This is a genomic window from Streptomyces sp. NPDC048338 (genome assembly GCF_043201055.1).
Taxonomy (GTDB): domain Bacteria; phylum Actinomycetota; class Actinomycetes; order Streptomycetales; family Streptomycetaceae; genus Streptomyces.
This window is the reverse complement of the sequence record NZ_JBICYQ010000011.1, coordinates 117971-143402: the sequence shown is the minus strand read 5'-3', so window position 1 is coordinate 143402 and position 25432 is coordinate 117971. Positions and strand designations below refer to the sequence as shown.

General features: G+C 72.5%; 24 protein-coding genes. 15 read left to right on the top strand and 9 right to left on the bottom strand.

Annotated features, from left to right (window positions below):
* Nucleotides 1-2: 2 nt before the first annotated feature.
* A complete protein-coding gene (locus ACGFZF_RS25245) occupies nt 3-1898 on the top strand; it encodes an ABC transporter transmembrane domain-containing protein (protein WP_393557559.1) in 1896 nt (631 codons plus the stop codon).
* The gene (locus ACGFZF_RS25240) at nt 1895-3676 is read left to right on the top strand and encodes an ABC transporter ATP-binding protein (RefSeq protein WP_393557557.1); all 1782 of its coding nucleotides are present in this window, start codon (nt 1895-1897) and stop codon (nt 3674-3676) included. The genes ACGFZF_RS25245 and ACGFZF_RS25240 overlap by 4 nt, the downstream gene beginning before the upstream one ends.
* Before the next feature lie 184 nt (nt 3677-3860).
* On the opposite strand, the gene ACGFZF_RS25235 is transcribed toward ACGFZF_RS25240, so the two are convergent.
* Nucleotides 3861-4652, bottom strand: a complete 792-nt coding sequence (locus tag ACGFZF_RS25235; protein WP_356602380.1) for a metal-dependent hydrolase — start codon at nt 4650-4652, stop codon at nt 3861-3863.
* 70 nt (nt 4653-4722) lie between these two features.
* Here ACGFZF_RS25235 and ACGFZF_RS25230 point away from each other — a divergent pair, with 70 nt between their 5' ends.
* Nucleotides 4723-7296, top strand: a complete 2574-nt coding sequence (locus ACGFZF_RS25230) for a DEAD/DEAH box helicase (RefSeq protein ID WP_393557554.1) — start codon at nt 4723-4725, stop codon at nt 7294-7296.
* A gap of 79 nt (nt 7297-7375) precedes the next feature.
* The gene (locus ACGFZF_RS25225) at nt 7376-8239 is read left to right on the top strand and encodes an acyl-CoA thioesterase (RefSeq protein WP_393557552.1); all 864 of its coding nucleotides are present in this window, start codon (nt 7376-7378) and stop codon (nt 8237-8239) included.
* Between the two features lie 55 nt (nt 8240-8294).
* Here the strand turns inward: ACGFZF_RS25225 and ACGFZF_RS25220 are convergent, their stop codons facing one another.
* Nucleotides 8295-8507, bottom strand: a complete 213-nt coding sequence (locus tag ACGFZF_RS25220) for a DUF6011 domain-containing protein (protein WP_393557550.1) — start codon at nt 8505-8507, stop codon at nt 8295-8297.
* 48 nt (nt 8508-8555) lie between these two features.
* Here ACGFZF_RS25220 and ACGFZF_RS25215 point away from each other — a divergent pair, with 48 nt between their 5' ends.
* Together ACGFZF_RS25215 and ACGFZF_RS25210 are read left to right on the top strand one after the other, a co-directional pair.
* Nucleotides 8556-9041, top strand: a complete 486-nt coding sequence (locus ACGFZF_RS25215; RefSeq protein WP_393557548.1) for a glutathione peroxidase — start codon at nt 8556-8558, stop codon at nt 9039-9041.
* A 192-nt stretch (nt 9042-9233) separates the two neighbouring features.
* A complete protein-coding gene (locus ACGFZF_RS25210; RefSeq protein WP_393557546.1) occupies nt 9234-10022 on the top strand; it encodes a putative protein N(5)-glutamine methyltransferase in 789 nt (262 codons plus the stop codon).
* 63 nt (nt 10023-10085) lie between these two features.
* Here ACGFZF_RS25210 and ACGFZF_RS25205 read toward each other — a convergent pair whose 3' ends face one another.
* Nucleotides 10086-11453 (bottom strand): cytochrome P450, encoded by a 1368-nt coding sequence (locus ACGFZF_RS25205; RefSeq protein ID WP_393557544.1) that lies wholly within the window; start codon nt 11451-11453, stop codon nt 10086-10088.
* Between the two features lie 137 nt (nt 11454-11590).
* On the opposite strand from ACGFZF_RS25205, the gene ACGFZF_RS25200 reads away from it, so the two are divergent.
* Together ACGFZF_RS25200 and ACGFZF_RS25195 are read left to right on the top strand one after the other, a co-directional pair.
* Entirely contained in the window at nt 11591-12058 is a 468-nt protein-coding gene (locus ACGFZF_RS25200) for a VOC family protein (protein ID WP_393557542.1), read from the top strand.
* 105 nt (nt 12059-12163) lie between these two features.
* A complete protein-coding gene (locus ACGFZF_RS25195) occupies nt 12164-12691 on the top strand; it encodes a hypothetical protein (protein WP_393557540.1) in 528 nt (175 codons plus the stop codon).
* Nucleotides 12692-12765: 74 nt separating this feature from the next.
* Here ACGFZF_RS25195 and ACGFZF_RS25190 read toward each other — a convergent pair whose 3' ends face one another.
* Nucleotides 12766-13995, bottom strand: coding sequence for an acyl-CoA dehydrogenase family protein (locus tag ACGFZF_RS25190; protein WP_393557538.1), 1230 nt, complete (start codon nt 13993-13995; stop codon nt 12766-12768).
* A 162-nt stretch (nt 13996-14157) separates the two neighbouring features.
* On the opposite strand from ACGFZF_RS25190, the gene ACGFZF_RS25185 reads away from it, so the two are divergent.
* On the top strand, nt 14158-14805 hold the full coding sequence (locus ACGFZF_RS25185; protein ID WP_393557536.1) for a TetR family transcriptional regulator: 648 nt from the start codon (nt 14158-14160) through the stop codon (nt 14803-14805).
* Between the two features lie 160 nt (nt 14806-14965).
* On the opposite strand, the gene def is transcribed toward ACGFZF_RS25185, so the two are convergent.
* Nucleotides 14966-15532: a peptide deformylase gene (gene def, locus ACGFZF_RS25180; protein WP_393557534.1), complete on the bottom strand. Its 567-nt coding sequence runs from the start codon at nt 15530-15532 to the stop codon at nt 14966-14968.
* Between the two features lie 126 nt (nt 15533-15658).
* On the opposite strand from def, the gene ACGFZF_RS25175 reads away from it, so the two are divergent.
* The 5 genes from ACGFZF_RS25175 (at nt 15659) to ACGFZF_RS25155 (ending at nt 20288) form a co-directional block, all read left to right on the top strand.
* Nucleotides 15659-16906 (top strand): MurT ligase domain-containing protein, encoded by a 1248-nt coding sequence (locus tag ACGFZF_RS25175; protein ID WP_147976903.1) that lies wholly within the window; start codon nt 15659-15661, stop codon nt 16904-16906.
* A 19-nt stretch (nt 16907-16925) separates the two neighbouring features.
* Nucleotides 16926-17654 carry a type 1 glutamine amidotransferase gene (locus tag ACGFZF_RS25170; RefSeq protein ID WP_147976904.1) on the top strand — a complete coding sequence of 243 codons (729 nt, stop codon included), beginning with the start codon at nt 16926-16928 and terminating at the stop codon, nt 17652-17654.
* A gap of 177 nt (nt 17655-17831) precedes the next feature.
* Nucleotides 17832-18857, top strand: coding sequence for a 6-phosphofructokinase (locus ACGFZF_RS25165; protein ID WP_356602404.1), 1026 nt, complete (start codon nt 17832-17834; stop codon nt 18855-18857).
* A 105-nt stretch (nt 18858-18962) separates the two neighbouring features.
* Entirely contained in the window at nt 18963-19913 is a 951-nt protein-coding gene (locus tag ACGFZF_RS25160) for a cytochrome c oxidase assembly protein (protein WP_393557532.1), read from the top strand.
* Nucleotides 19914-20081: 168 nt separating this feature from the next.
* Nucleotides 20082-20288: a hypothetical protein gene (locus tag ACGFZF_RS25155; protein ID WP_147976907.1), complete on the top strand. Its 207-nt coding sequence runs from the start codon at nt 20082-20084 to the stop codon at nt 20286-20288.
* Nucleotides 20289-20293: 5 nt separating this feature from the next.
* On the opposite strand, the gene ACGFZF_RS25150 is transcribed toward ACGFZF_RS25155, so the two are convergent.
* The gene (locus tag ACGFZF_RS25150; protein WP_393557530.1) at nt 20294-21319 is read right to left on the bottom strand and encodes a DUF3048 domain-containing protein; all 1026 of its coding nucleotides are present in this window, start codon (nt 21317-21319) and stop codon (nt 20294-20296) included.
* Nucleotides 21320-21400: 81 nt separating this feature from the next.
* On the opposite strand from ACGFZF_RS25150, the gene ACGFZF_RS25145 reads away from it, so the two are divergent.
* Entirely contained in the window at nt 21401-22120 is a 720-nt protein-coding gene (locus ACGFZF_RS25145) for a lysophospholipid acyltransferase family protein (protein WP_393557528.1), read from the top strand.
* 123 nt (nt 22121-22243) lie between these two features.
* Here the strand turns inward: ACGFZF_RS25145 and ACGFZF_RS25140 are convergent, their stop codons facing one another.
* From ACGFZF_RS25140 to ureG, 3 genes are all read right to left on the bottom strand, one after another.
* Complete coding sequence (locus tag ACGFZF_RS25140; protein ID WP_393557526.1) at nt 22244-23824, bottom strand: alpha/beta hydrolase; 1581 nt, start codon at nt 23822-23824, stop codon at nt 22244-22246.
* Between the two features lie 163 nt (nt 23825-23987).
* Nucleotides 23988-24731 (bottom strand): urease accessory protein UreD, encoded by a 744-nt coding sequence (locus ACGFZF_RS25135; protein ID WP_393557524.1) that lies wholly within the window; start codon nt 24729-24731, stop codon nt 23988-23990.
* Nucleotides 24728-25405, bottom strand: coding sequence for an urease accessory protein UreG (gene ureG, locus ACGFZF_RS25130; RefSeq protein WP_393557522.1), 678 nt, complete (start codon nt 25403-25405; stop codon nt 24728-24730). The genes ACGFZF_RS25135 and ureG overlap by 4 nt, the downstream gene beginning before the upstream one ends.
* Nucleotides 25406-25432: the final 27 nt, after the last annotated feature.

Genomic DNA, 25432 nt, shown 5'->3' with positions numbered 1-25432 from the left:
CCATGCAGATTCGCGATCTACCGTACGCCGACCCAGGGGTCCCCGATGTCCGCTCGGGCACCCGGTTCCTCCTCTGGCTCGGCCGCCGCCAACTCGGCGGGCAGCTCAGGTCCACCCTGTGGGGCCTGCTCCTCCAGCTGTCCATCGCCGCGCTGCCGCTCGCCGTGGGCCTCGCCGTGCAGGCGGTCGTCGACGGCGACGAAGGCCGCCTCTGGCTGGCCGGCGGTCTGCTGGCGCTGCTGGGCGTGACCCTCGCCGTCGGCGACATGATGCTGCACCGCACCGCCGTCACGAACTGGATCACGGCGGCCGCCCGGGTGCAGCAGCTGCTCTCGCGCAAGACGGCGGAGCTGGGCTCCCTGCTGACCCGGCGGGTCGCCGCGGGCGAGGTCGTCGCGGTCTCCACCGGAGACGTCGAGAAGATCGGCTGGTTCGTCGAGGCGCTGTCCCGGTTCGCCGCGGCGGCCCTGACGCTGGTCGTCGTCTGCGTCGGCCTGGTGCTCTACCAGCCCGCCCTGGGTGTCGTCGTCGCCGTGGGCGTCCCCGTGCTCGCCCTCGCCGCGCTGCCGCTGCTGCCCCGCGCCACCCGCCGGGCCGACGAGCAGCGCGAGAAGGCGGGCCGCGCCACCGAACTGGCCTCGGACACGGTGGCGGGACTGCGGGTGCTGCGGGGCATCGGCGGCGAGGAGCTCTTCCTCGGCCGCTACCGCGCCGCCTCCCAGGAGGTCCGCCGGGCAGCCGTCCGCAGCGCCCGCATGTGGGCGCTGATCGCCGCGATCCAGGTCCTGCTGCCGGGTGCGCTGCTCATCGCGGTGGTGGCGTACGGGGCGCGTCTCGCCCTGGACGGCCGGATCACCGTGGGCGAACTCGTCACCGTCTACGGCGCGGTGATGCTGACCCATCACCCGCTGCGGAACTTCGAGGAGATCGCCATGGCCTTCTCCTTCTCCCGGCCGTCCGCCAAGCGGGCCGCCCGGGTCCTCTCGCTGACCCGGACGACGACCGCGGCCGGGGCCTCCCGGAGCGGAAGCGGTGAGCAGGGGGCGACCGGCGACCTGTACGACCCGGTGACCGGACTCCTGGCTCCCGCCGGCCGCCTCACCGCGGTCGTGTGCGGGGACCCCGACGCCGCCGGACGGCTGGCGGAGCGCCTCGGCGGCCACCCGGCGGATCCCGGTGCGGGCCACGCCTCCGTGCTCCTGGGCGGGGTGCCGCTCGACGAGCTGGACCTCGACGCGGCGCGGACCGCCGTGCTCGTCCAGGACAAGGATCCGGTCCTCCTCTCGGGCACGCTGCGCGAACTGCTCGACGTCCCCTCCTCGGGAGCCGTCCGGGCGGAGGACGCCCTGGCCGCCGCGCAGTGCGGGGACGTGCTCGACGCGCTCGCCCAGGCGTCCGTGGACACCGACGGCGACCCCATGCGCACCCGGATCACCGAACGCGGCCGGTCGCTCTCCGGCGGCCAGCGACAACGGCTGGCCCTGGCCCGCTCCCTGGTCACCGACCCGGAGGTGCTGGTCCTGGACGAGCCGACCTCGGCGGTCGACTCGCACACCGAGGCCCGCGTCGCGGTGGGTGTCAGGAAGCTCCGCGCGGGCGGGACGACGGTGGTGCTGACCTCGTCGCCGCTGCTGCTCGACCTCGCCGACCGGGTCGTCCTGCTCGACGGGGACACGGTGGCGGCGGTCGGCACCCACCGCGAGCTGCTGCGCGACGCTCCGCTCTACCGGGCGGTCGTCACCCGGGAGACCGACGAGGAACAAGCCGCGTCCGCCGCACCCGGGACACCGGCAGCATCCACGGCGCCGGGGAACCCCGCCGGACCCGGCACGCTCGACGGCCTCCGCGGCCTCGACGGGATGGAAGAACTCCCGGCACTGGAAGGAGAGTCGGCATGATCGGCCTGGCGCCACCGACGTACGATCCGGCGGCCCCGCAGTCGGCGGCCACGCTGCCCGTCGGGACGGCGACGACCGTCCGCGGGTACGTCCGCGGCCTGCTGCGCCGCCATCGCAGGGCGTTCACCCTGCTCATCGGCGTCAACGCCGTCGCGGTCCTGGCCTCCATGGCCGGTCCCCAGCTCCTCGGCTCGCTCGTCGAGCGGTTGAGCGACGGCAGCCGGGAGCTCCATCTGGAGCGCACCGTCGCCCTGTTCGCCGTCGCGGTCGTCGTACAGACCCTCTTCGTGCGGCTGGTGCGGCTCCGGGGCGCGATGCTCGGCGAGGAGATGCTGGCCGATCTGCGCGAGGACTTCCTCGTCCGTTCGGTCGGGCTGCCGCCGGGGGTCCTGGAGCGGGCCGGGACCGGCGATCTGCTGTCCCGGATCACCACGGACGTCGACCGGCTGGCCAACGCGATGCGGGAAGCCGTGCCGCAGCTCGTGATCGGTGTCGTCTGGGTGGGACTGCTGGTCGGCGGCCTGACCCTGACCGCGCCTCCCCTGGCCCTCGCGATCCTGATCGCCGCGCCGCTGCTGATCGCGGGCTGCCGGTGGTACTTCCGGCGGGCGCCGGCGGCGTACCGCTCGGAGGCGGCGGGGTACGCGGCCGTCGCCGGGGCGCTCGCCGAGACCGTCGACGCCGGCCGCACGGTGGAGGCGCACCGCCTCGGCGCGGGCCGGATCGCCCTGTCCGACCGGCGTATCCGGGAGTGGACGGCCTGGGAGAGGTACACCCTCTTCCTGCGGTCGGTGCTCTTCCCCGTCGTCAACCTCACCCACGTCACCGTCCTCGCGGCCGTGCTGCTGCTCGGCGGGGCCTTCGTGCTGCGCGGCTGGATCGACGTCGGGCAGCTGACCACGGGCGCGCTGCTGGCGCAGATGCTGGTGGATCCGATCGGCATCGTCCTGCGCTGGTACGACGAACTCCAGGTGGCACAGGTGTCGTTGGCCCGGCTGGTCGGCGTCCGGGAGATCGAGCCGGACGCGGGCGACGCGGATCTGCGACCCGAGGGGCGTACGGTCCGGGCGGACGAGGTGCGCTTCGGCTACCGCGAAGGTGTCGACGTCCTGCACCGGGTGTCGATGGACGTCCCGCCGGGCACCCGGCTGGCCCTGGTGGGCCCCTCCGGCGCCGGCAAGTCGACGCTCGGCAGGCTGCTGGCGGGCATCTACGCCCCGCGCACCGGCACGGTGACGCTCGGCTCCGCCGAGCTGGCCGACATGCCGGCGGAGCGCGTCCGCGAGCACGTGGCCCTGGTCAACCAGGAGCACCACGTCTTCGTCGGCTCGCTCCGCGACAACCTGCTGCTCGCCCGGACGGGTGCCGACGACGCCGAACTGTGGGCGGCGCTCGGCGCGGTGGACGCGGACGGCTGGGCGCGCGCCCTGGAGGCGGGCCTGGACACCGAGGTGGGTTCGGGCGGGCTCGCGCTGACCCCGGCGCAGGCCCAGCAGATCGCCCTGGCCCGGCTCGTCCTCGCCGATCCGCACACACTGGTCCTGGACGAGGCGACCTCGCTCCTCGACCCGCGGGCCGCTCGTCACCTGGAGCGCTCGCTGGCCCGGGTCCTGGAGGGGCGCACGGTCGTCGCGATCGCCCACCGGCTGCACACCGCGCACGACGCGGACGTGATCGCGGTGGTCGAGGAGGGCAGGATCAGCGAGCTGGGCAGCCACGACGAACTGGTGGCGGCGGACGGCGCGTACGCGGCGCTGTGGAGGTCGTGGCACGGCTGACCGTGCCACGAGTCCGGGCCCGGCGCGTCCGGGCCCGGCGCGTCCGCGCCCGTCCGGGGCCCACCACGGGAGTCCCGGAGGGGCGGGCGCGACGGGGTGGACGGACGTCACGCTGCGTGAACACCGTGCCGGAGGCCCCGGGTCGATGCGCCGTGCCCGGGGCACCGGCGCGGAAGCGCCGGGGTCAGAGGTAGCCGAGGGCCGACGCGGCGCCCACCCCGCCGAGCAGCATGAAGGCCGGCATGAGGACCTTCAGCTCGACCCAGCTGCCGGCGCGGAACCGCAACGCCTTCGGCGGCCCGACCGGGTACCAGCGCTTGCGGCCCACCGGGATCGGCCACAGTATCGGGCAGCCGGAGACGGTCAGCGCGTCACCGATGTCGTGCACCAGCGCGCCGAGGAGGATCGGCGCGCCCAGCCACAGGTAGTCCTGCTGCGTGCCGGTGAAGAACCAGTCCGAGCCGTTGCCCGGCTGGTCCAGGACGCCGGCGAGGATCCAGGCGCTGGTGGCACCGAGCAGCCAGACCAGGATGTCGCTGGAGACCCGCGCGGCCCGCCACAGCAGGCCCTCGACGGCCAGGACCAGGTGGACGAAGAGGATCGCGAGGACCGCCCAGCGGCCCCCGGTGACGGCCACGGCGGAGGCTCCGGCGCCGATGAGGGCGGCCCACAGCCAGGTGTGGGTCAGGGTGCGGTGTCCCCCGGACCTGCGGGGGTCCGCCGTGGAGCGGGTGGCCTTGTAGACGGCGTACGACAGCTTGTCGACGATCTCGCACAGGCCCTTGGACACCGGTCCGAAGGCGCGCGAGATGGTCGCGGACTTGTGGTCGAGGTCCGGCGCGAGGGCGGCTCCGGCGCAGATGAGCGCTCCGACGACGAGTACCGGCCACGGCATCGGGTGCCCCAGGGCGGCCGACGCGGCGCCCACACCCAGCCAGGCCGCTGCTCCGGACAGCGAGTGCGCCGGTCCCATCATGGTCGTCCCGCCCCATTCCTCACGCGCCGGCGTGCAGTTGACGACCGGTCGACAAGGCAGCGTATCGTCCGTGATCTTCGTTGCGATGGCCGGTTCCCGCATCCGACCGGAATCCAGGCAAGATGGGGGCGTGACCCTTATCGATCAGCTGCCGCCGAACGCCGACCCCGACGCCCTCTTCGAGGCCTTCACCTCTTGGGCGGAGGGCCGGGGCATCACCCTCTACCCGGCCCAGGAGGAGGCGCTGATCGAGGTGGTCTCCGGGGCGAACGTGATCCTCTCGACGCCCACCGGATCGGGAAAGTCGCTGGTCGCGGCCGGTGCGCACTTCGCCGCGCTGGCCAACGACCAGGTGACCTTCTACACCGCGCCGATCAAGGCGCTGGTCTCGGAGAAGTTCTTCGACCTCTGCAAGCTCTTCGGCACCGAGAACGTCGGCATGCTGACCGGTGACGCCTCCGTGAACGCGGACGCCCCGGTCATCTGCTGCACGGCCGAGGTGCTGGCCTCGATCGCGCTGCGGGACGGCAAGGACGCCGACATCGGCCAGGTCGTCATGGACGAGTTCCACTTCTACGCGGAGCCCGACCGCGGCTGGGCCTGGCAGATCCCGCTGCTCGAACTGCCGCAGGCCCAGTTCGTCCTCATGTCGGCGACGCTCGGCGACATGGCGATGTTCGAGAAGGACCTCACCCGGCGCACCGGCCGGCCCACCTCGGTGGTCCGCTCGGCCACCCGCCCGGTCCCGCTGTCGTACGAGTACGAGCTGACCCCGATCACGGAGACGCTGACCGAGCTCCTGGAGACCAGGCAGGCACCGGTCTACATCGTCCACTTCACCCAGGCGCAGGCCGTCGAGCGGGCGCAGTCGCTGATGAGCATCAACATGTGCTCGCGCGAGGAGAAGGACCGGATCGCCGAGCTCATCGGCAGCTTCCGCTTCACCACCAAGTTCGGCCAGAACCTCTCGCGCTACGTACGCCACGGCATCGGCGTGCACCACGCGGGCATGCTGCCCAAGTACCGCCGCCTCGTCGAGAAGCTGGCCCAGGCGGGTCTGCTGAAGGTCATCTGCGGCACGGACACGCTCGGCGTGGGCGTCAACGTCCCCATCCGTACGGTGCTGTTCACGGCGCTGACCAAGTACGACGGCAGCCGGGTGCGGACGCTGCGCGCGCGGGAGTTCCACCAGATCGCGGGCCGCGCCGGCCGCGCCGGTTTCGACACGGCGGGCTACGTGGTCGCGCAGGCGCCCGAGCACGTCATCGAGAACGAGAAGGCGCTCGCCAAGGCCGGCGACGACCCCAAGAAGCGCCGCAAGGTCGTCCGCAAGAAGGCGCCCGAGGGCTTCGTCGCCTGGAGCGACACCACGTTCGAGAAGCTGATCGGCTCCGAGCCCGAACCGCTGACCTCGCGGTTCAAGGTCACGAACATCATGCTGCTGTCGGTGATCGCCCGGCCCGGCAACGCCTTCGAGGCGATGCGCAAGCTGCTGGAGGACAACCACGAGCCGCGCAAGGCACAGCTGCGGCACATCCGGCGGGCCATCGCGATCTACCGCTCGCTGCTCGACGGCGGTGTCGTGGAGCAGCTCGACACCCCGGACGCCGAGGGGCGCACCATCCGGCTCACGGTCGACCTCCAGCAGGACTTCGCGCTCAACCAGCCGCTCTCCACGTTCGCGCTGGCCGCGTTCGACCTGCTGGACCCGGAGTCGCCGTCGTACGCCCTCGACATGGTGTCGGTGGTCGAGTCGACGCTCGACGACCCTCGGCAGATCCTCGCCGCCATGCAGAACAAGGCGCGCGGCGAGGCGGTCGGGCGGATGAAGGCGGACGGCGTCGAGTACGAGGAGCGTATGGAGCGGCTCCAGGAGATCTCGTACCCGAAGCCGCTGGAGGAGCTGCTCTGGCACGCGTACAACGTCTACCGGAAGTCGCACCCGTGGGTGGGTGACCACCCGGTCTCGCCGAAGTCCGTCATCCGTGACATGTACGAACGCGCGCTGTCCTTCACGGAGTTCACGTCCTGGTACGAGCTGGCGCGGACCGAGGGCATCGTGCTGCGCTATCTCGCGAGCGCGTACAAGGCTCTGGACCACACCATCCCGGACGACCTGAAGACCGAGGACCTCGAGGACCTGATCGAGTGGCTGGGCGAGATGGTCCGCCAGGTCGACTCCTCGCTGCTCGACGAGTGGGAGCAGCTGGCCAACCCCGAGGTCGAGTCGGCCGAGGAGGCCCAGGAGAAGGCCGACCAGGTCAAGCCCGTCACGGCGAACGCCCGCGCCTTCCGGGTCCTGGTCCGGAACGCGATGTTCCGCCGGGTCGAGCTGGCGGCCCTGGACAACGTCGACGCGCTGGGCGAGCTGGACGCCGAGTCGGGCTGGGACGCCGACGCCTGGGGTGAGGCGATGGACGCGTACTGGGACGAGTACGACGACCTGGGCACCGGTCCGGACGCGCGCGGTCCGAAGCTGCTGTCGATCGAGGAGGACGCGGCGCACGGTCTGTGGCGCGTCCGGCAGACCTTCGCCGACCCGAACGGCGACCATGACTGGGGCATCAGCGCGGAGGTGGATCTCGCCGCCTCCGACGAGGAGGGCCGCGCGATCGTCCGTGTGACGTCCGTGGGGCAGCTGTAGGAAGCGTCCTGCCGGTCGAGCACGGCACGATCGGCAGGACACCCTGGAACCCACCCGCCGGTATCGAAGGAGCGCAGCCGTGACCAACCCCGCCGAGAGGCTCGTCGACCTGCTGGATCTGGAGCAGATCGAGGCGAACATCTTCCGCGGCCTGAGCCCGCAGGAGTCGCTGCAACGGGTCTTCGGCGGCCAGGTCGCCGGGCAGGCCCTGGTGGCGGCCGGCCGGACGACCGAGGGCGACCGGCCGGTGCACTCGCTGCACGCCTACTTCCTGCGCCCCGGACGGCCGGGGGTGCCGATCGTCTACCAGGTCGAGCGGGTGCGGGACGGGCGCTCGTTCACCACCCGGCGGGTCACCGCGATCCAGCAGGGCCGCACGATCTTCAACCTGACGGCCTCCTTCCACCGGCCGGAGGAGTCGGGGCTGGAGCACCAGCTGCCGCCGCGGCACGTGCCCGATCCGGAGACCCTGCCGAAGGTCGCGGACGAGATCCGCGACCATCTGGGCGCGTTGCCGGAGGCGCTGGAGCGGATGGCCCGGCGCCAGCCCTTCGACATCCGCTACGTCGACCGGCTGCGCTGGACGAAGGACGAGGTCAAGGGTGCGGACCCGCGCAGCGCGGTCTGGATGCGGGCGGTCGGCCCGCTGGGCGACGACCCGCTGGTGCACACCTGCGCGCTGACGTACGCCTCGGACATGACGCTGCTGGACGCGGTCCGGATCCCCGTCGAGCCGCTGTGGGGGCCGCGCGGCTTCGACATGGCGTCGCTGGACCACGCGATGTGGTTCCACCGTCCCTTCCGGGCGGACGAGTGGTTCCTCTACGACCAGGAGTCGCCGATCGCGACGGGCGGCCGGGGGCTGGCCCGCGGCCGGATCTACGACCGCGAGGGCAGGCTGCTGGTGTCGGTGGTGCAGGAGGGGCTGTTCCGGAAGCTGTGAGGCCGGCGGGGGGACGATCGCGGGGGCGCCGTGGCGCGTCGCCCCGTCCGTTCCCTCAGGTGCCGGGCAGCGGGTCCTGCTCGACCTCGTGGCGGCGGGTGCGGATGTCCGGGCCCGGTGGATGCAGCTTGGCGTCGCAGGACGGGCCCAGCCCCGTGCGGCGGGACTCCGTCCCGGTCAGCGCACGGCCGCACAGGCGGCACCGGATCCGCCGGGACTCCTCGTCCGGTGCGGAATCGATCGCGATCGCCAGCGGTTCATCACCCATGTGGGGATCCAACCCTATGCCCGACCCCGTTCTCACGAGGAGCAGTCCATGAGCCTGTACGACATTCCGCTGCGCACCCTGACCGGCGACCCGATCTCGCTGAGCGACTACCGCGACCAGGCCGTCCTGGTCGTGAACGTGGCGTCCAAGTGCGGTCTGACCCCGCAGTACGCCGGCCTGGAGCGGCTGCAGAAGGAGTACGGGGAGCGCGGCTTCACGGTGCTGGGTGTGCCCTGCAACCAGTTCGCGGGCCAGGAGCCGGGCAGCGCCGACGAGATCCAGACCTTCTGTTCCGCGACCTACGGCGTGTCCTTCCCCCTGCTGGAGAAGACCGACGTGAACGGTGACGGCCGCCACCCCCTCTACACGGAGCTGACGAAGACGGCGGACTCCGAGTGCGAGTCCGGGGACATCCAGTGGAACTTCGAGAAGTTCCTGATCGGCCGCGACGGTGAGGTCACGCGCTTCCGCCCGCGCACCGAGCCCGAGGCGCCCGAGGTCGTCGCCGCGATCGAGGCGCAGCTCGCGGTCTGAGACGAGACCCGTCGGGCGGTCCGCACGGGACGGCGATGTCGATCATGTAATGTGTGCGGTTCCAGCAGTGATCGACCGAGGAGGTGGGACCCATCAACGCCATGCAGGCAGGGTGCTTCCCCTCGACGACCGTGTGGTCCGCCCGACAGAGGTGACCACGGGAGCGCCCCATCGGCTTCCCGGAAGGTTTCCATGTCGCTCGATCCTTCTCTCTCCCTTCGCTCCGCCACCGTCTCCCGACTGCGCGCCGCCGGCTGCGTGTTCGCCGAGGACGAGGCGGAGCTGCTCTTCTCCGCGGCGGGCAGCTCCGCCGAACTCGACACCATGCTCCGGCGGCGCGCGGACGGCCTGCCCCTGGAGCACGTCGTCGGCTGGGCGGAGTTCTCCGGTCTGCGGATCGCCGTGGACCCGGGGGTCTTCGTGCCCCGGCGCCGCACCGAGTTCCTCGTGTCCCAAGCCGTGGGTCTGGCCGGTCCGGGCGCCGTCTGTGTCGACCTGTGCTGCGGCTCCGGCGCGGCGGGCGCGGTCCTCCTCTCCACCGTGGAGGGCGCCGAGGTGCACGCCTCGGACATCGAACCGGCGGCCGTGCGCTGCGCGCGCCGGAACGTCGAGCCGCGCGGTGGCCGGGTCCACGAGGGCGACCTGTTCGCGCCCCTGCCGGACTCCTTGCGCGGCCGGGTCGAGGTCCTGGTGGCCAACGTGCCGTACGTGCCCAGCGAGGAGGTCGCCCTGCTGCCGCCCGAGGCGCGCGAGCACGAGCCTCTGGTGGCGCTGGACGGCGGCGCGGACGGGCTCGCGGTGCTGCGGCGCGTGGCGGCGGCGGCCGCGCACTGGCTCGCGCCCGGCGGGCATCTGCTCGTGGAGACGAGCGAGCGGCAGGCGGACCGGGCGGTGGCCGTGGTGGCCGACCGCGGTCTGACCCCGCGGGTGGTGCGCTCGGAGGAGCTGTACGCGACCGTGGTCGTCGCGACGCGCGACTGATCCGAACGCCGGGGTGTCCCCGTGCCGGACGGTGACCGTCCGGCACGGGGGGACCGACCGGGTTCAGCTGCTCCGGGGAACCAGGGTGCAGCGGGCCGGGCCCTCGGCCCGCAGGGTGATCGCGGAGCTGAGCGGTACCTCGGTGTCGATCGCCTCGAAGCCGTACTCCTGCAGGATCATCGCCAGCGCGATCACCGATTCCAGCATCGAGAAGTGCTGACCGATGCACGCGCGCGGGCCGCCGCCGAACGGGAACCAGGCGTAGCGGGGGCGGTCGGCCTCGGCCTCCGGCGTGAAGCGGTCCGGGTCGAAGCGCTCGGGGTCCGGCCAGTGGTCGGGGTGGCGGTGGGTGACCCACGGGGCGACGATCACGTCGGCACCGGCCGGGATCGTGTGGCCGTCGATCACCGTGAACTCGACGGCGCGGCGGCCGATGACCGGCGCGGCCGGGAAGAGCCGCATCGCCTCCTTGAGCACCTGGGTCAGATAGGGCAGGGCGTCGAGGTCGGCGGCGGTCGGGGTACGGCCGGCCAGGACGCGGTCGACCTCCTCCTGGGCCCGCTTCTGCTCCTCGGGGTGGCGGCCGAGGAGGTGGAGGGCGAAGCCCAGCGAGGTGGCCGTCGTCTCGTGGCCGGCGAGGAGGAAGACCAGGACCTGTTCGCGCAGCTCGGAGGCGTCGAAGCTGCCGTCCTCGGCGCTCTCGGCCTCGGCCAGGAGGGTCAGCAGGTCCTGGGCGCCGGGGTCCGTGCCGGAGGCGCGGCGCTCGGCGATGATCCGGTCGCAGACCGCGTAGAGCTCCTCGTGGACGGCGGCGGCCCGGCGGTTGCCGGGGGTCGGCCAGTTCCGGGGGAGCTTCAGGGGTGAGTAGCCGCGGCGCAGGACGTAGTCGCCGAGGGCGGGGAAGCAGCGCTCCACCACCTCGACGGCCTCGGCGACGTCCGTGCCGAAGAGGATGCGGGCGACCGCCCGCAGCGCCAGTACGGTCATCTCGTCCAGGACGTCGACGGAGGTCCTGCCGGAGTCGCGCCAGGAGGCGAGGACCGCGGCGACCTCGACGGCCACGGCATCGGCGTAGCCGTCGACGCGCCGGCGGGTGAAGAGCGGCTGCACGAGCCGGCGCTGCCGCAGGTAGTCCTCGTCCTGGCTGGTCAGCAGACCGTTGCCGAAGGACTCGCGGACCTCCTGGTAGAAGGCGTTGTCCTTGCGGAAGTTGGCCGACTCGGTGGCCAGGACCTGCTGGGCCCCGGCGGCGGAGAAGACGCCGTACACGACGGCGCGCAGTCCGGGAGGGCCCGCGGTGAAGCGGACGACGTCACCGTGCTCGCTCCGGGAGCGCAGGAAGGTGCCGAGCGAGTCCTGCTTCAGGTCGTGCATCGAGCCGAGCAGGGGCGTCCCTGCGGGGCCGGGTACTTCGGTGCTGGTGGTGGCCATGCGTACGGTTTCCCCCTCGTTCGTCACCGTCCCGGCGATTGTGCCGCACCCGGTGACCCACGGGTAGGTTCACGCGAACACCCGACCGGATCAGGCCGGTTGGCGTGATTGTCAGAGGCGTCTGGGAGGCTCGGACCATGGAGCCGATCGAGATGACCCTGCAACTGACCATCGACTGCGCCGAGCCCCGGAAGCTGGTGCCGTTCTGGGCGGCCGCCCTGCGCTACATCCCCCAGCCGGCGCCGGAGGGACACGCGACCTGGCGGGAGTACTGGGCGGCCACCGGCGTGCCCGAGGAGGAGCTGCCGGAGGGGGTCGGCGAGCTGCCGGAGTCGATCGTGGACCCGAAGGGGATCGGGCCGCGGGTCTGGTTCCAGCACGTCCCGGAGCCGAAGACGGTCAAGAACCGCCTCCACCTCGACCTGAAGGTCGGCGGCGGGCGCGAGGTGCCGCTGGCGGTCCGGCGCGAGCGGGTCGACGGCGAGGTGGCGCGGCTGACCGCGCTCGGTGCCTCGATCCTGTACACGATGGACGAGCCGGACGGCATGGACTACTACGCGGTGGTGCTGCAGGACCCCGAGGGCAACGAGTTCTGCATCGTCTGACGCCCGCGGGGCCCGCGCCGACGAGTCACCCCCCGGCGGAAGGGTGTCTTCCTGCGGCCGCGTGGGAAGCCTTGGACTCCTGGTTTCCCGGGCACGGGGGGTGCGATGGAGGCGGGCGAGCTGGCCGCGGCGGCCGTCGGCGTGCTGGCGGCGGTGGTGACGGGGGCGACGGCCGGCCTCGGGGAGCGGGGGTGCGCCGCCCTCGTCCCCGTCGTGCGCACCCGCCTGCTGGCGTCGGAGCGGGGCCGGCGGGCCCTGGCGGGCCTGGAGACCGGCCCGGCGTCCCCGGAGGCCCGTGCGGAGGCCACGGCCGTCCTCCGCGAGGAGGCCGAGGCGGACGCGGAGTTCCACCGCGCGCTGACCCTGCTCCTGTCGGAACCGGCGACGGGACCGCCGGGGCGTGCGGCGCGCACCGGGAGCCGGCTCGGGACGGGCCGGGTGGGGTTCGGCGGGCCGTGGGGCCCGGGCGGGCGCGCGCTGCTGGCCGTGGTGCTGGTGGCGGTGGTCGCGCTCCTCGTCTACGGCGGGGTCCGGCTGTTCGGCGGCGACGGGACGGGGCACGCGCCGGCCGGAGACCCGCCGCGGTCCACGGCGTACGGGGCCGGGCCGGGCCCCGTACGGGCGGACGGCTGACCGGCAGGACCCGGTACACGTGCCGACGGCTCCGCACCCTCCTCCGGGGCGGAGCCGTCGGTGTCTGCGGGCGGTCAGCGGATGGGCATGCCCGAGAGGGTGCGGGCGATCACCAGGCGCTGGATCTCGCTGGTGCCCTCGAAGATCGTGTAGATCGCCGCGTCGCGGTGCATGCGCTCCACCGGGTACTCGCGGGTGAAGCCGTTGCCGCCGAGGATCTGGATGGCCTGGCCGGTGACCTTCTTGGCCGTCTCGCTGGCGAACAGCTTGGACATGGAGCCCTCGGCCGAGGTGAAGGGCTTGCCCGCCGTCGCCATCCACGAGGCGCGCCAGACGAGCAGGCGCGCCGCGTCGATCTGGGTGCGCATGTCGGCGAGCTGGAAGGCGATGCCCTGGTTGTCGATGATCGGACGGCCGAACTGCTCGCGCGTCTTGGCGTATTCGAGCGCGTAGTCGTACGCGGCACGGGCGGTGCCGACGGCCATCGCGCCGACCGCGGGGCGGGATGCCTCGAAGGTGGCCATGGCGGCGTTCTTCACGCGCTCGCCGCCGCCCGCCTTCGCCTTCTCGTGGGCGCGGGCGAGACGTTCGTCGAGCTTCTCCTTGCCGCCGAGGAGGCAGTGGCCGGGGATCCGGACGTCCTCCAGGACGACCTCGGCGGTGTGCGAGGCGCGGATGCCGTGCTTCTGGAACTTCTGGCCCTGGGAGAGACCGGGGGTGTTCGGCGGCACGATGAAGGAGGCGTGGCCCTTGGAGCCGAGCTCGGGGTCGACGACCGCGACGACGACGTGGACGTTGGCGATGCCGCCGTTGGTCGCCCAGGTCTTGGTGCCGTTGAGGACCCACTCGTCCTTGGCCTCGTCGTAGACGGCCCGGGTGCGCATGGAGGCGACGTCGGAACCGGCGTCGGGCTCGGAGGAGCAGAAGGCGGCGACCTTGACGTCGTTCACGTCGCCGTACATCTGCGGGATCCAGGTGCCGATCTGCTCCTCGGTGCCGTTGGCGAGGACGCCTACGGCGGCCAGACCGGTGCCGACGATCGAGAGGGCGATGCCGGCGTCGCCCCAGAAGAGCTCCTCCATCGCCATCGGGATGCCGAGGCCGGTCGGGTCGAAGAACTGCTGGGCATAGAAATCGAGGGAGTAGATGCCGATCTTGGCGGCTTCCTGGATGATCGGCCAGGGAGTCTCCTCACGCTCGTCCCACTCGGCGGCGGCGGGGCGCATCACGTCCTCGGCGAATCCGTGCAACCAGTCACGGACCTGCTTCTGGTCGTCGTTGAGTTCGAGCGTGAACTCGGCCATGTTCCCTCCCAGCATTGCATTACCTGCGGTAACACTAGTCTGTTACCGGTGAGTAGGCCCTGTCAACCTGCGGCGGAGCGGTTCGGGGTGACCGGCACCGGGTGCCGCTCGGGTGTTACGTTGCGACAGCCTCACGGAATCGCACGGGCGGGGAGACACGCTATGGAGACCACACACCGGACCACCGACCAGCAGAAGCCTGCCGATCAGCGGCGCCGCGAACTGCTGGAGGCGGCCGACCGCGTGGTGCTCCGGGACGGTCCCCGCGCCTCGATGAACGCGATCGCGGCGGAGGCCGGCATCACCAAGCCGATCCTCTACCGGCACTTCGGCGACAAGGGCGGGCTGTACCGGGCCCTGGGCACCCGGCACACGGACGCCCTGCTCGCCGCGCTGCGTGCGGCGCTCGACGCCCCGGCCGACCGGCGCCGGAGAGTCGAGGCGACGCTCGACACGTACCTCGCCTCGATCGAGGCCATGCCCCAGGTCTACCGCTTCCTGATGCACCCGGCGGAGGAGACGCAGCAGGCCGAGCAGGGCTTCGACGTCGGACGGCACTCGGCCCCGCTGCTGCGGCGGATGGGCGAGGAGCTCGGCCAGGTCATCGCCGAGCGGATCGACCTGGGTCCCGGCGGCGACGCCCAGGCCAGGATCTGGGGCCACGGCATCGTCGGGATGATGCACGCGGCCGGCGACTGGTGGCTCGGCGAGCGCCCCTGCTCGCGAGCCGAGCTGGTACGCAGCCTCGCCGACCTGCTGTGGGGCCGGCTGGCGGAGGCGGGCGACCGCGTCGGCGGCCAGGCCTTCTGACCCGCCGACTTCCCGGGCCCACGGGCCGGCGCGACCACACCTCGTGGCACCCGGACCCGTCGCGCCCGGCGGCCGGACCCACCCGACCGGCCGGACCTCCCGACCCGGCGCACGGCCCCCGGGGCCCGGACGAGCCCCGCCGCCCCGGCGGCGCCGGCTCTCAGGCCCCCGTCCCCCACGCGCCCGTGTCGGCGCCCCACGGCTCCTTGCGGATGGCCCGCAGCAGGCGTGACCTGCGCCACCCCGTGACGCGGTCCGCGTAGACGCCGCCGTCCAGGTGGTCGCACTCGTGCTGGAGACAGCGGGCGAAGAATCCGGTGCCCTCGACGCGGACCGGGGTGCCGTCCGTCCGGAACCCCTCGACGACCGCCCGGTCGAAGCGCGGAGTGGGCGCTTCCAGGCCCGGCAGGGACAGGCAGCCCTCCGGGCCGCGGTACTCGCCGCCGTCCGCCTCCACCAGGCGCGGGTTGACCAGATGCCCCAGGTGCCGCACGTCGTCGTCGTCCGGGCAGTCGTAGACGAAGACCCGCAGTCCCACCCCGACCTGGTTCGCCGCCAGGCCGACGCCGTTCGCGGCGTACATCGTGGCGAACATGTCCTCGACGAGCCGGGAGAGCTCCGGGCCGAAGTCGGTGACGGGTTCGCAGGGAGTGTGCAGCACCGGGTCGCCGAGCATGGTCATGGCTCGGACAAGGCCGGAACTGCCGGGGATCGGCCGGTTTCGCATGGGCGCAAGGGTACGGTCCGCCGTGACCTCACTGTTTTCGCCGGGGTCGGAACGGTGCCGCTGTTCAGGGCCCTGGCCTGATCTCGATAGGCTGAGCCCGGACCGACGCAAGGAGGAACAAGGAAGATGTCAGGACACCCCGGTAATCCAGAGCCGCTGTCGCCGCGCGCCAAGCTGGCCGTGACGGCGGGCAAGGCCGCGGCCGCGGTGTCGCGAGCAGCGGGACGCGGCAGCGGATCGGTGATCGGCGGCAAGGTGGCGCTGAAGCTCGACCCGGACCTGCTGGGTCGGCTCGCACAGCATCTGGACGTCGTCCTGGTGTCCGCGACCAACGGCAAGACCACCACGACCCGGCTGATCGCCGAGGCGCTGCGCGCCAGTGGCCCCGTCGTCTCCAACGCGCTGGGCGCCAACATGCCCGCGGGCATCACCTCGGCGCTGGCCGGCGGCTCGGACGCCAAGTACGGCGTGATCGAGGTCGACGAGAAGTACCTCGCCGGAGTCGCCCGGGACACGACGCCCAAGGCGATCGCGCTGCTCAACCTCTCCCGCGACCAGCTGGACCGCGCCGCCGAGACCCGCATGCTCGCCGAGAAGTGGCGCGAGGGTCTCTCCGGCACGAAGGCCGTGGTCATCGCCAACGCCGACGACCCGCTGATCGTGTGGGCCGCCTCCTCCTCCCCGAACGTGGTGTGGGTCGCCGCCGGTCAGGAGTGGAAGGACGACGCCTGGTCGTGCCCGTCCTGCGGCGGTGTCATGCAGCGCCCGGGCGACGACTGGTTCTGCGGCGAGTGCGGTTTCCGCCGACCGGCCCCGAGCTGGGCGCTCAACGGCGACCACGTGCTGGACCCGCACGGTTCCGCCTGGCCGATCCACCTCCAGCTGCCCGGCCGCGCCAACAAGGCCAACGCCGCGACGTCCGCCGCCGTCGCCGCGGTGTTCGGGGTGCCGCCGCAGGTGGCCCTGGAGCGGATGTACCAGGTGCAGGCCGTGGCCGGCCGCTACGACGTCGTCACCTTCCAGGGCCGCGAGCTGCGTCTGCTCCTCGCCAAGAACCCGGCGGGCTGGCTCGAAACGTTTTCCCTCATCGACCAGCCGCCGACCCCGGTGATCCTCTCCGTCAACGCGCGCGGCGCCGACGGCACGGACACCTCCTGGCTGTGGGACGTGGACTACGGGCGCCTGGCCGGGCACCCGATCATGGTCATCGGCGACCGCAAGCTCGACCTGGCGGTCCGCCTGGAGGTCGCGGGCGTGGAGTTCCGGGTGTGCGACTCGATCGACGAGGCCGTCCGCCTGTCCCCGCCCGGGCAGATCGAGCTGATCGCCAACTACACCGCCTTCCAGGACGTCCGCCGCCGCGTCGGCAACTGACCCGTAGAGGACTTGCAGCATGAGTGACAGCAGCCTGCGCCTGGTCTGGGTCTACCCGGACCTGCTCAGCACCTACGGCGACCAGGGCAACGCCCTCGTCGTCGAGCGCCGCGCCCGCCAGCGCGGCCTGGACGTCCAGCGCGTCGACGTCCGCAGCGACCAGCCGGTGCCGACCTCCGGCGACATCTACCTGATCGGCGGCGGCGAGGACCGGCCGCAGCGGCTCGCGGCCGAGCGGCTGCGCCGCGACGGCGGCCTGTCCCGGGCCGCGTCCAACGGCGCGATCATCTTCTCGGTCTGCGCCGGCTACCAGATCCTGGGTCACGAGTTCATCAACGACCTCGGCGAGCGCGAGGCCGGTCTGGGCCTGATCGACGTGATCTCCACCCGCGGCGAGGGCGAGCGGTGCGTCGGCGACGTCCTGGCGGACATCGACCCGCGGCTCGGCCTCCCCCAGCTCACCGGCTTCGAGAACCACCAGGGCATCACCCACCTCGGACCGACGGCCCGCCCGTTCGCCCGCACGGTCCTGGGCAAGGGCAACGGCACCGGCGACGGCACCGAAGGCGCCTACAACGACACGGTGTTCGGCACGTACATGCACGGTCCCGTGATGGCGCGCAACCCGCAGATCGCGGACCTGCTCCTGAAGCTGGCCCTCGACGTGAACGCGCTGCCGCCGACCGACGACCGGTGGTACGAGGCGCTGCGCGCCGAGCGGATCGCGGCGGCGACGCAGCCCGCCTGACCGTCCCGCGGACTGCACGTCTGAGCACCCTTACGCCCATTGGATTCGTAAGGAAATACGGTGTCCAATCTGCGGACATCGGGTTCGGCCCCGCCTCCCAGCACCGATAGGGTGGCGGGGATCCAACCGGACGACGTGGTCCGGGAGTCGGCCCACGTTGCAAAGGTATTTCGGGCTATGCGCATTGGTGTGCTCACCTCCGGCGGCGACTGCCCCGGTCTGAACGCCGTCATCCGTTCCGTCGTGCACCGCGCCGTCGTCGACCACGGCGACGAGGTCATCGGCTTCCACGACGGGTGGAGGGGCCTCCTCGAGTGCGACTACCGCAAGCTCGATCTCGACGCGGTCGGCGGCATACTCGCTCGTGGCGGCACCATCCTCGGCTCCTCCCGGGTCCAGCCGGCCCACCTGGTCGACGGCGTGGAGCGCGCCCGCGGCCACGTCGCCGATCTCGGTCTGGACGCGATCATCCCGATCGGCGGCGAGGGCACGCTGAAGGCGGCCAACCTGCTCTCCGAGGCCGGGCTGCCGATCGTCGGCGTCCCGAAGACCATCGACAACGACATCGCGTCGACCGACGTCACCTTCGGCTTCGACACCGCCGTCGGCGTGGCGACCGAGGCTCTCGACCGGCTCAAGACGACCGCCGAGTCCCACCAGCGCGTCCTGATCGTCGAGGTCATGGGCCGGCACACCGGCTGGATCGCCCTGCACTCCGGCATGGCGGCCGGTGCCCACGCCATCGTCGTCCCGGAGCGCCCCTTCGACATCGACGAGCTGACCGCCCGCGTCGGCGAGCGCTTCGAGGCCGGCAAGCGCTTCGCGATCGTGGTCGTCGCCGAGGGCGCCAAGCCGCGCGAGGGCTCGATGAACTTCGACGTCGGCGCCAAGGACGTCTACGGCCACGAGCGCTTCACGGGTGTCGCCAACCAGCTGTCCGTCGAGCTGGAGCGCCGCCTCGGCAAGGAGGCCCGCCCGGTCATCCTCGGCCACGTCCAGCGCGGCGGCACGCCGACCGCGTACGACCGCGTCCTCGCCACCCGCTTCGGCTGGCACGCGGTGGAGGCGGCGCACCGCAGGGAGTTCGGCATGCTGACCGCGCTGCGCGGCACGGACATCGTGATGGTGCCGCTGGCCCAGGCCGTCGAGACCCTGAAGACGGTTCCGGCGGAGCGGTACGCCGAGGCCGAGTGCGTGCTCTGACCCGCGCCGCGTAGACCCCGAACCGCCCCCGGTCGCATCCGCGAACGGGGGCGGTTCTAGTCTGGTGCGGACAACAAGCGCGAATCGGGCTCCAGGAGTACGCAGATGGATCACAGCGGGCACGGCATGACCACGGATCTGCCGCCGTTCACGCTGGGGCGGGGACTGGAGTTCTCGGCGGACCCCTTCTTCCTGGTCGGGTGCCTCGTGGCGCTCGCCCTGTACGGCTGGGGCGTGGCGCGGCTGCGGGCCCGCGGCGACGCCTGGCCGGTGAGCCGGACCGTCTTCTTCGTGACCGGCGTGCTGAGCGTGGCCCTGGTGATGTGCACCAAGCTGAACGACTACGGCATGGTCATGTTCAGCGTGCACATGGTGCAGCACATGGTCGTCTCCATGCTCTCGCCGATCCTGCTGCTGCTCGGTGCGCCGGTGACCCTGGCCCTGCGCGCCCTGCCGGTCGCGGCGCGCGGCACGAAGGGTCCGCGCGAATGGCTGCTGATGCTGCTGCACAGCCGCTACATGCGGGTCGTCACGCATCCGGCGTTCACGATCCCGCTGTTCATCGCGAGCCTCTACGGCTTCTACTTCACCCCGATCTTCGACACGCTGATGGGCTCGAAGATCGGGCACATCGCGATGATGGTGCACTTCCTCGCCGTCGGTCTGGTCTTCTTCTGGCCGATCATGGGCGTCGACCCGGGGCCGCACCGCCCCGGCTACGTCATGCGGATGCTGGAGCTCTTCGCGGGCATGCCGTTCCACGCCTTCTTCGGCATCGCCCTGATGATGGCGACCCAGCCGATGGTCAGGTCGTACGAGAACCCGCCGGCCTCGCTCGGGATCGACGCGCTCGCGGACCAGAACGCGGCGGGCGGCATCGCCTGGGCGTTCAGCGAGATCCCGTCGGTGCTGGTCCTGATCGCCCTGGTCTACCAGTGGTACCACTCCGAGCAGCGGCAGGCCGTGCGCAAGGACCGGGCCGCGGACCGCGACGGGGACAAGGAGCTGGAGGCGTACAACGCGTACCTCGCCTCGCTCCGGGCCCGCGGACAGTAGGCCCTGCGCGGGCCGGTCCTCCCGCGTCCGCGGCGGCGGCCGGGACGGGACCCGGCGTTCTCACGGCGTCCGGGGGGCACCGGCGCACGCCGGGGGCGTCCGGGGAGTAGCGCGCACCCCTCCCGCGGGGTCACGATGGGCTGGACGGCCCCGTCACGAGGAGGACCCATGTCCGGTCCCACGAAGGCGATGAGCGTGATCACTGTCGCGGCCCTGGTGCTGACGACCGCGTACACGGTGGCACTGGGGAGCAGCGGCTGGCTGTGGTTCGGCTGGGTGGTGCTGGGTGTGATCACGATCGGGATGGCCGCCGCCGACAGCAGCGTGCCGGCCGGGCCCGGCCGGGGTCCGGGGCGGCCCGGGCCGCAGCCCTGACCCCGTCATCCGCGCGGGGCGAGGACCACCCAGACCTGGCCGGGGGCGAAGGTCATGGCCGCCCCGGTCGGGGTGGTGAAGGTGGTGCCCGCCGTGCCCGTGGGGCGGTTCCAGCGGGCGTCGTGAGCGCGTCCGTCGCGCAGCACGACCGCGTTTCCCGACCCGACGGTCTCGGTGTACGGGGAGACGCTCCCGAGGAAGTCGTGGAACCGCGACGGGTGGATGTCGACGTACTGCACCACGACCGTCGCCGGCTTCAGCGGGCCGCCGTCCGTGGTCCGCGCGGGCCGGCCGTCCATCGCCACCCGCCAGGCCTTCTCCGCACCGGACCAGGTGAAGGTGTAGCGGGCCGCGGGGAAGCGGACGGTCCGTTCACGCACCGGGGTGCCGGGGTCCGGCGCCGGGCCGAAGCGGAAGCCGATGTCCTGGGCCGGGCTCGCCTGCGGTGCGGCCGCGAGCGCGCGGCCGGGCAGCAGGTAGAGGTTGTGGGGCGCGGGGCGGGCGGAGCTGCGCACGAAGGCCCGTGGGGCGTCCTCCTGCGGCAGCGCCTCCAGGGGGGCGGCCTCGAGGAGCGGCTTCAGTGCCGTCTGGGAGCCGGAGTAGGCCAGCGCCGGGTGGCCGAACTGGGCGAGCAGTTCGATGTCGGACTCCCGGGCGCTGCGGACGGGGCCCGTGCGGTCGGGCAGCCGGGAGGAGAAGACGGCCAGGAGCCTGGTCTGGCCGGCCTCGACCTGCTCGACGTAGACCAGGTCGGCTGCGCCGAGGCCGGTGTGGGGCCGGGCCGGGCCGACGTTGTCGATCTTGACGGCGAGGACGGGCGCCGGCCGGGCGGGCAGACCGGTGAGGGGTGAGCGGCCGGACGCCTGGGGTGTGGTGGGGGCGACCGGGGTGGTGGGCGTGGCCGGGGCCGAGGTCGGCGCGGGTGTGGGGGTCCCGGAGTCGGCGCACCCGTACAGCCCGGCGGTCATCAGCGCGCACAGCAGCGCGGTGACGGCTGCGCCGGGCCGTGAGCGTCGGCGCGCGGCTGCCATCGGTCCTTGTCTCCCCCACCAGTGGACCACGGGTGCGCGAGTGGTTACAAAGGATTCCTCACAAGTGAACGGGGGCAGCCGGTGTTCTACTACGTGCTCAAGTACGTCCTGCTCGGGCCATTGCTGAGGCTGGCCTTCCGCCCGCGCATCGAGGGTCTGGAGCACGTTCCGGACGACGGGGCGGCGATCGTGGCCGGCAATCACCTGTCGTTCTCCGACCACTTCCTGATGCCGGTCGTCCTCAGGCGGCGCATCACGTTCCTCGCCAAGCAGGAGTACTTCACGGGCCCGGGTCTCAAGGGCCGGCTGACGGCCGCGTTCTTCCGCAGCGCCGGGCAGATCCCGGTCGACCGCTCCGGCAAGGAGGCCGGTCAGGCCGCCATCCGGGAGGGGCTCGGCGTGCTCGCGAAGGACGAACTGCTGGGCATCTATCCCGAGGGCACGCGTTCGCACGACGGGCGGCTCTACAAGGGGAAGGTCGGTGTCGCGGTCATGGCGATCACGGCGGGGGTTCCGGTGGTCCCGTGCGCCATGGTCGGGACCTTCGAGATCCAGCCGCCCGGCAAGGTCGTGCCGAAGCTCAAGCGGGTCACGATCCGCTTCGGTGCTCCGCTGGACTTCTCGCGCTTCGCGGGCATGGAGGGCGAGAAGGCGGCGATCCGCGCCGTCACGGACGAGATCATGTACGAGATCCTGGCCCTGTCCGGGCAGGAGTACGTCGACGAGTACGCGGCCCGGGTCAAGGAGGCCGAGGCGGCGAAGCCCGGGGCACCCCGTCGGTTCCCGCGCCGGAAGCGCTGACGGGCCCGGGAGCCGGGCCGGCCCGTTCGGCCCGGGCGCGGCGGCCGGTGCCCCTGCGGCGAGCGCGAAGGGGCGGCCGTCGCACGACGGCCGCCCCTCGCTTCTCACTGTGTCACCCGGTGACTACGGCTGCGGCGTGGCGTGCGGCGCGCACGTCACGTCCTTGCGGTCCAACTGCCCGGTCAGCAGGTACGCCTCGACCTTGGTGTTGAGGCAGGGGTTGACCAGGTTGGTGATGCCGTGCGAGCCGGCGTCCTTCTCCGTGATCAGACGCGATCCCTTGAACCGCTTGTGCAGTTCGACGGCGCCGGCGTACGGCGTGGCCGCGTCCCGCTCGGACTGGGCGATGAGCACCGGCGGAAGGCCCTTGCCGGTGCGGACCTCGGTCGGCCGCTGGCGCGGCGCGGACCAGGTGGCGCAGGGCAGGTTCATCCAGGCGTTGGCCCAGGTCATGAACGGGTACTGCTCGTGGAGCCGGGTGTTGTCCCGGTCCCACTTCTTCCAGCTGGTCGGCCACGGCGCGTCGGCGCACTCGACGGCGGTGTAGACCGCGTTGCTGTTCTCCGAGGCGGCGTTGCCGGCCGTGTCGGTGAGGTCCGCGGCCGCGGAGTCGATCAGCGGCTGCGGGTCACCGGCGGCGTAGGCGCTCCACGCCTCGGCGACCGGGGCCCACATCGAGTCGTAGTACGGGGCGTTCTGGAAGAAGCCGACGAGCTCGGCGGGTCCGACCTTGCCGCCCAGCGGGTTCTTCTTCGCGGCCGCACGCAGGACGTCCCACTGCTGCCGGACCTCGGCGTAGGTGTCGCCCAGGTGGTAGGTGGCGTCGTGCTGGGCGACCCAGGTCATCCAGTCCTTGAGCCGGCCCTCGAAGGCGATGTCCTGGTCGAGGTTGACCTCGTACCAGATCTTGCGCGTCGAGGGGTTCACGACGCTGTCCAGCACCATGCGGCGGACGTGGGTCGGGAAGAGGGTGCCGTAGACCGCGCCGAGGTAGGTGCCGTAGGAGACGCCGACGAAGTTGAGCTTCTTCTCGCCGAGCGCGGCCCGGATGACGTCGAGGTCGCGGGCGGTGTTGGGCGTGGTCATGTGCGGCAGCATGTCGCCGCTCTTCTCCGCGCAGCCGGCGGCGTACTCGGCGGCCAGCTTGCGCTGGGCTCGCTTGTCGGCCTCGCTGTCGGGGACCGGGTCGGCCTTGGGGCCCTTGACGAACTCGGTCGGGTCGACGCAGGAGATGGGCGCCGACTTGCCGACGCCTCGCGGGTCGAAGCCCACGAAGTCGTAGGCCTTCGCGGCGTTCGCCCAGATCGCGTTCTTGGTGGTGACCCGGCGCGGGAAGCGCAGTCCGGAACCGCCGGGGCCGCCCGGGTTGTACAGGAGCGCGCCCTGGCGCTCCGCGGCCGTTCCGGTGGCGGCGATGCGGTCGACGGCGAGCTTGATCTGCTTGCCGTTCGGCTTCGCGTAGTCGACCGGGACGGTGACCCAGCCGCACTGGATCGGCTTCTCCAGGCCCCAGTCGGCCGGACAGTCCTTCCAGTCGATGCCCTGCTTCGCGGCCCGGTCGGCGGCGACGGCGGCGCCGCGCGCCTCCGGGTCCGGACGGTGGTCGCGGCTGTGGGCGGTGGCGGCCGGTGCCGCCAGCGTGGTCGCCATCAGCGTGCCCGCTATCAGAGTGCCGGCCGAGCCGAGCACACGAGCGCGTCTCACGTGGTTCTCCCCCTCTGTCGGCGCCGCCCCCGTCGCGGCGCCGTGAAAGTCGGTCAGTCTGTCCGGTGGATCCTTTCGTCTGACCCGCTCACAACAAAAGGGCGTACACGTGTTTCTTTGCCGAACCAATAACCGGACATCGGAGTACCGCTGAGCGGAGAACTCAGGAGGGGGCCAGCGCCTGGAGGGCCTCGTCGAGGACGCGGCGCAGCCGGAGCGCGTCGGGGGCCACGGCGGTGACGAGCGCCGCGGGTCCGGCGAGCGGGGTGAGGACGGCGTGCTCGCCGAGCAGCCTCGTCTCCACCGGCTTGTCCTCGAACTGCGGCGCCACGAAAAGAAGTTGTCCAGCGGCACGATGGCCGCCCAGGACCGCTCCGCCGTCCCAGCCGTCCGGTGCGCCCGGTCCGTGGCGAAGCTCCTGGTCGAGCAGCGGCCGTCCCGCACGGCGTACGGTCAGCCGGGTGGTGAGCGTGCCGGGCTCCTCCCCGTGGCGGCCGAGGATCTGTTCCTCGCGCAGCACCAGCCGTGCGTCGGGGGCGAGTTCGACGGTCGTCCGCATCCGCAGGTCGGAGCCGCGGGCGGAGACGAGCGGTTCGGGGAGCCAGCGCAGGTCGGCGTCGGCGCCGACGGTGAGCCGGACGTCGTAGGTCGCGGGCTCGGCGGTGCGGCCGGGCAGGGCGATCGTGGCGGCGGCCGAGTCGACCCGCAGCCGCGCCCCGGGGCGGACGTCCGCCTCGATGGCGAGCCGGTCACCACCGAGCGGCGCGCTCATGGCGCCGACGACGGTGACGTGGGTGTACGGGCCCGCGCCGCGGGTGCGGCGGAGGGCGAGCGGCCCGTCGCTCTCCAGCAGCGGCAGGGCGCCGCCGGCTTCGGCGACGATCCGGGCGGTGGCGCGCAGGCTCATGCGGACCAGGCGGCGAGGCGCTCGCGAACCCAGTCGGCCACCGGGGCGACGCCCTGCGCGCCGGTGAGCGAGGTGAAGGCGACGGGCAGGTCGCCGCGCTGCTCCTCGGCGTCCCGCGCCATCCGTTCCAGGTCGGAGCCGACGTAGGGGGCGAGGTCGGTCTTGTTGACGACGAGCAGGTCGGCGGTGGTGACGCCGGGGCCGCCCTTGCGCGGGATGTCGTCGCCGCCGGCCACGTCGATGACGAAGATCTGGGCGTCGACGAGGCCCTTGGAGAAGGTCGCGGTGAGGTTGTCGCCGCCCGACTCGACCAGGATCAGGTCGAGCGGTCCGACGGAGTCCTCCAGTTCCTCGACCGCTTCGAGGTTGGCGGAGATGTCGTCCCGGATCGCGGTGTGGGGGCAGGCCCCGGTCTCCACCGCCTGGATCCGCTCGGGGGGCAGGACGGCGTTGCGGAGCAGGAACTCCGCGTCCTCGCGGGTGTAGATGTCGTTGGTGACGACGGCGATGGAGATCCGGTCGCGCAGGGCGCGGCAGAGCGCGGCGACGGTCGCCGTCTTGCCGGAGCCCACGGGGCCGCCCAGCCCGATGCGCAGGGCGCGGCGGGTGCCGTCGGGGCGGCGGGCGTCGGCGGAGACGGCGGCGGGTCCGTCGTGGAAGTGGTCGAGGTGCATGGGGCGGCTCCGGGTTCGCGGGGGTGG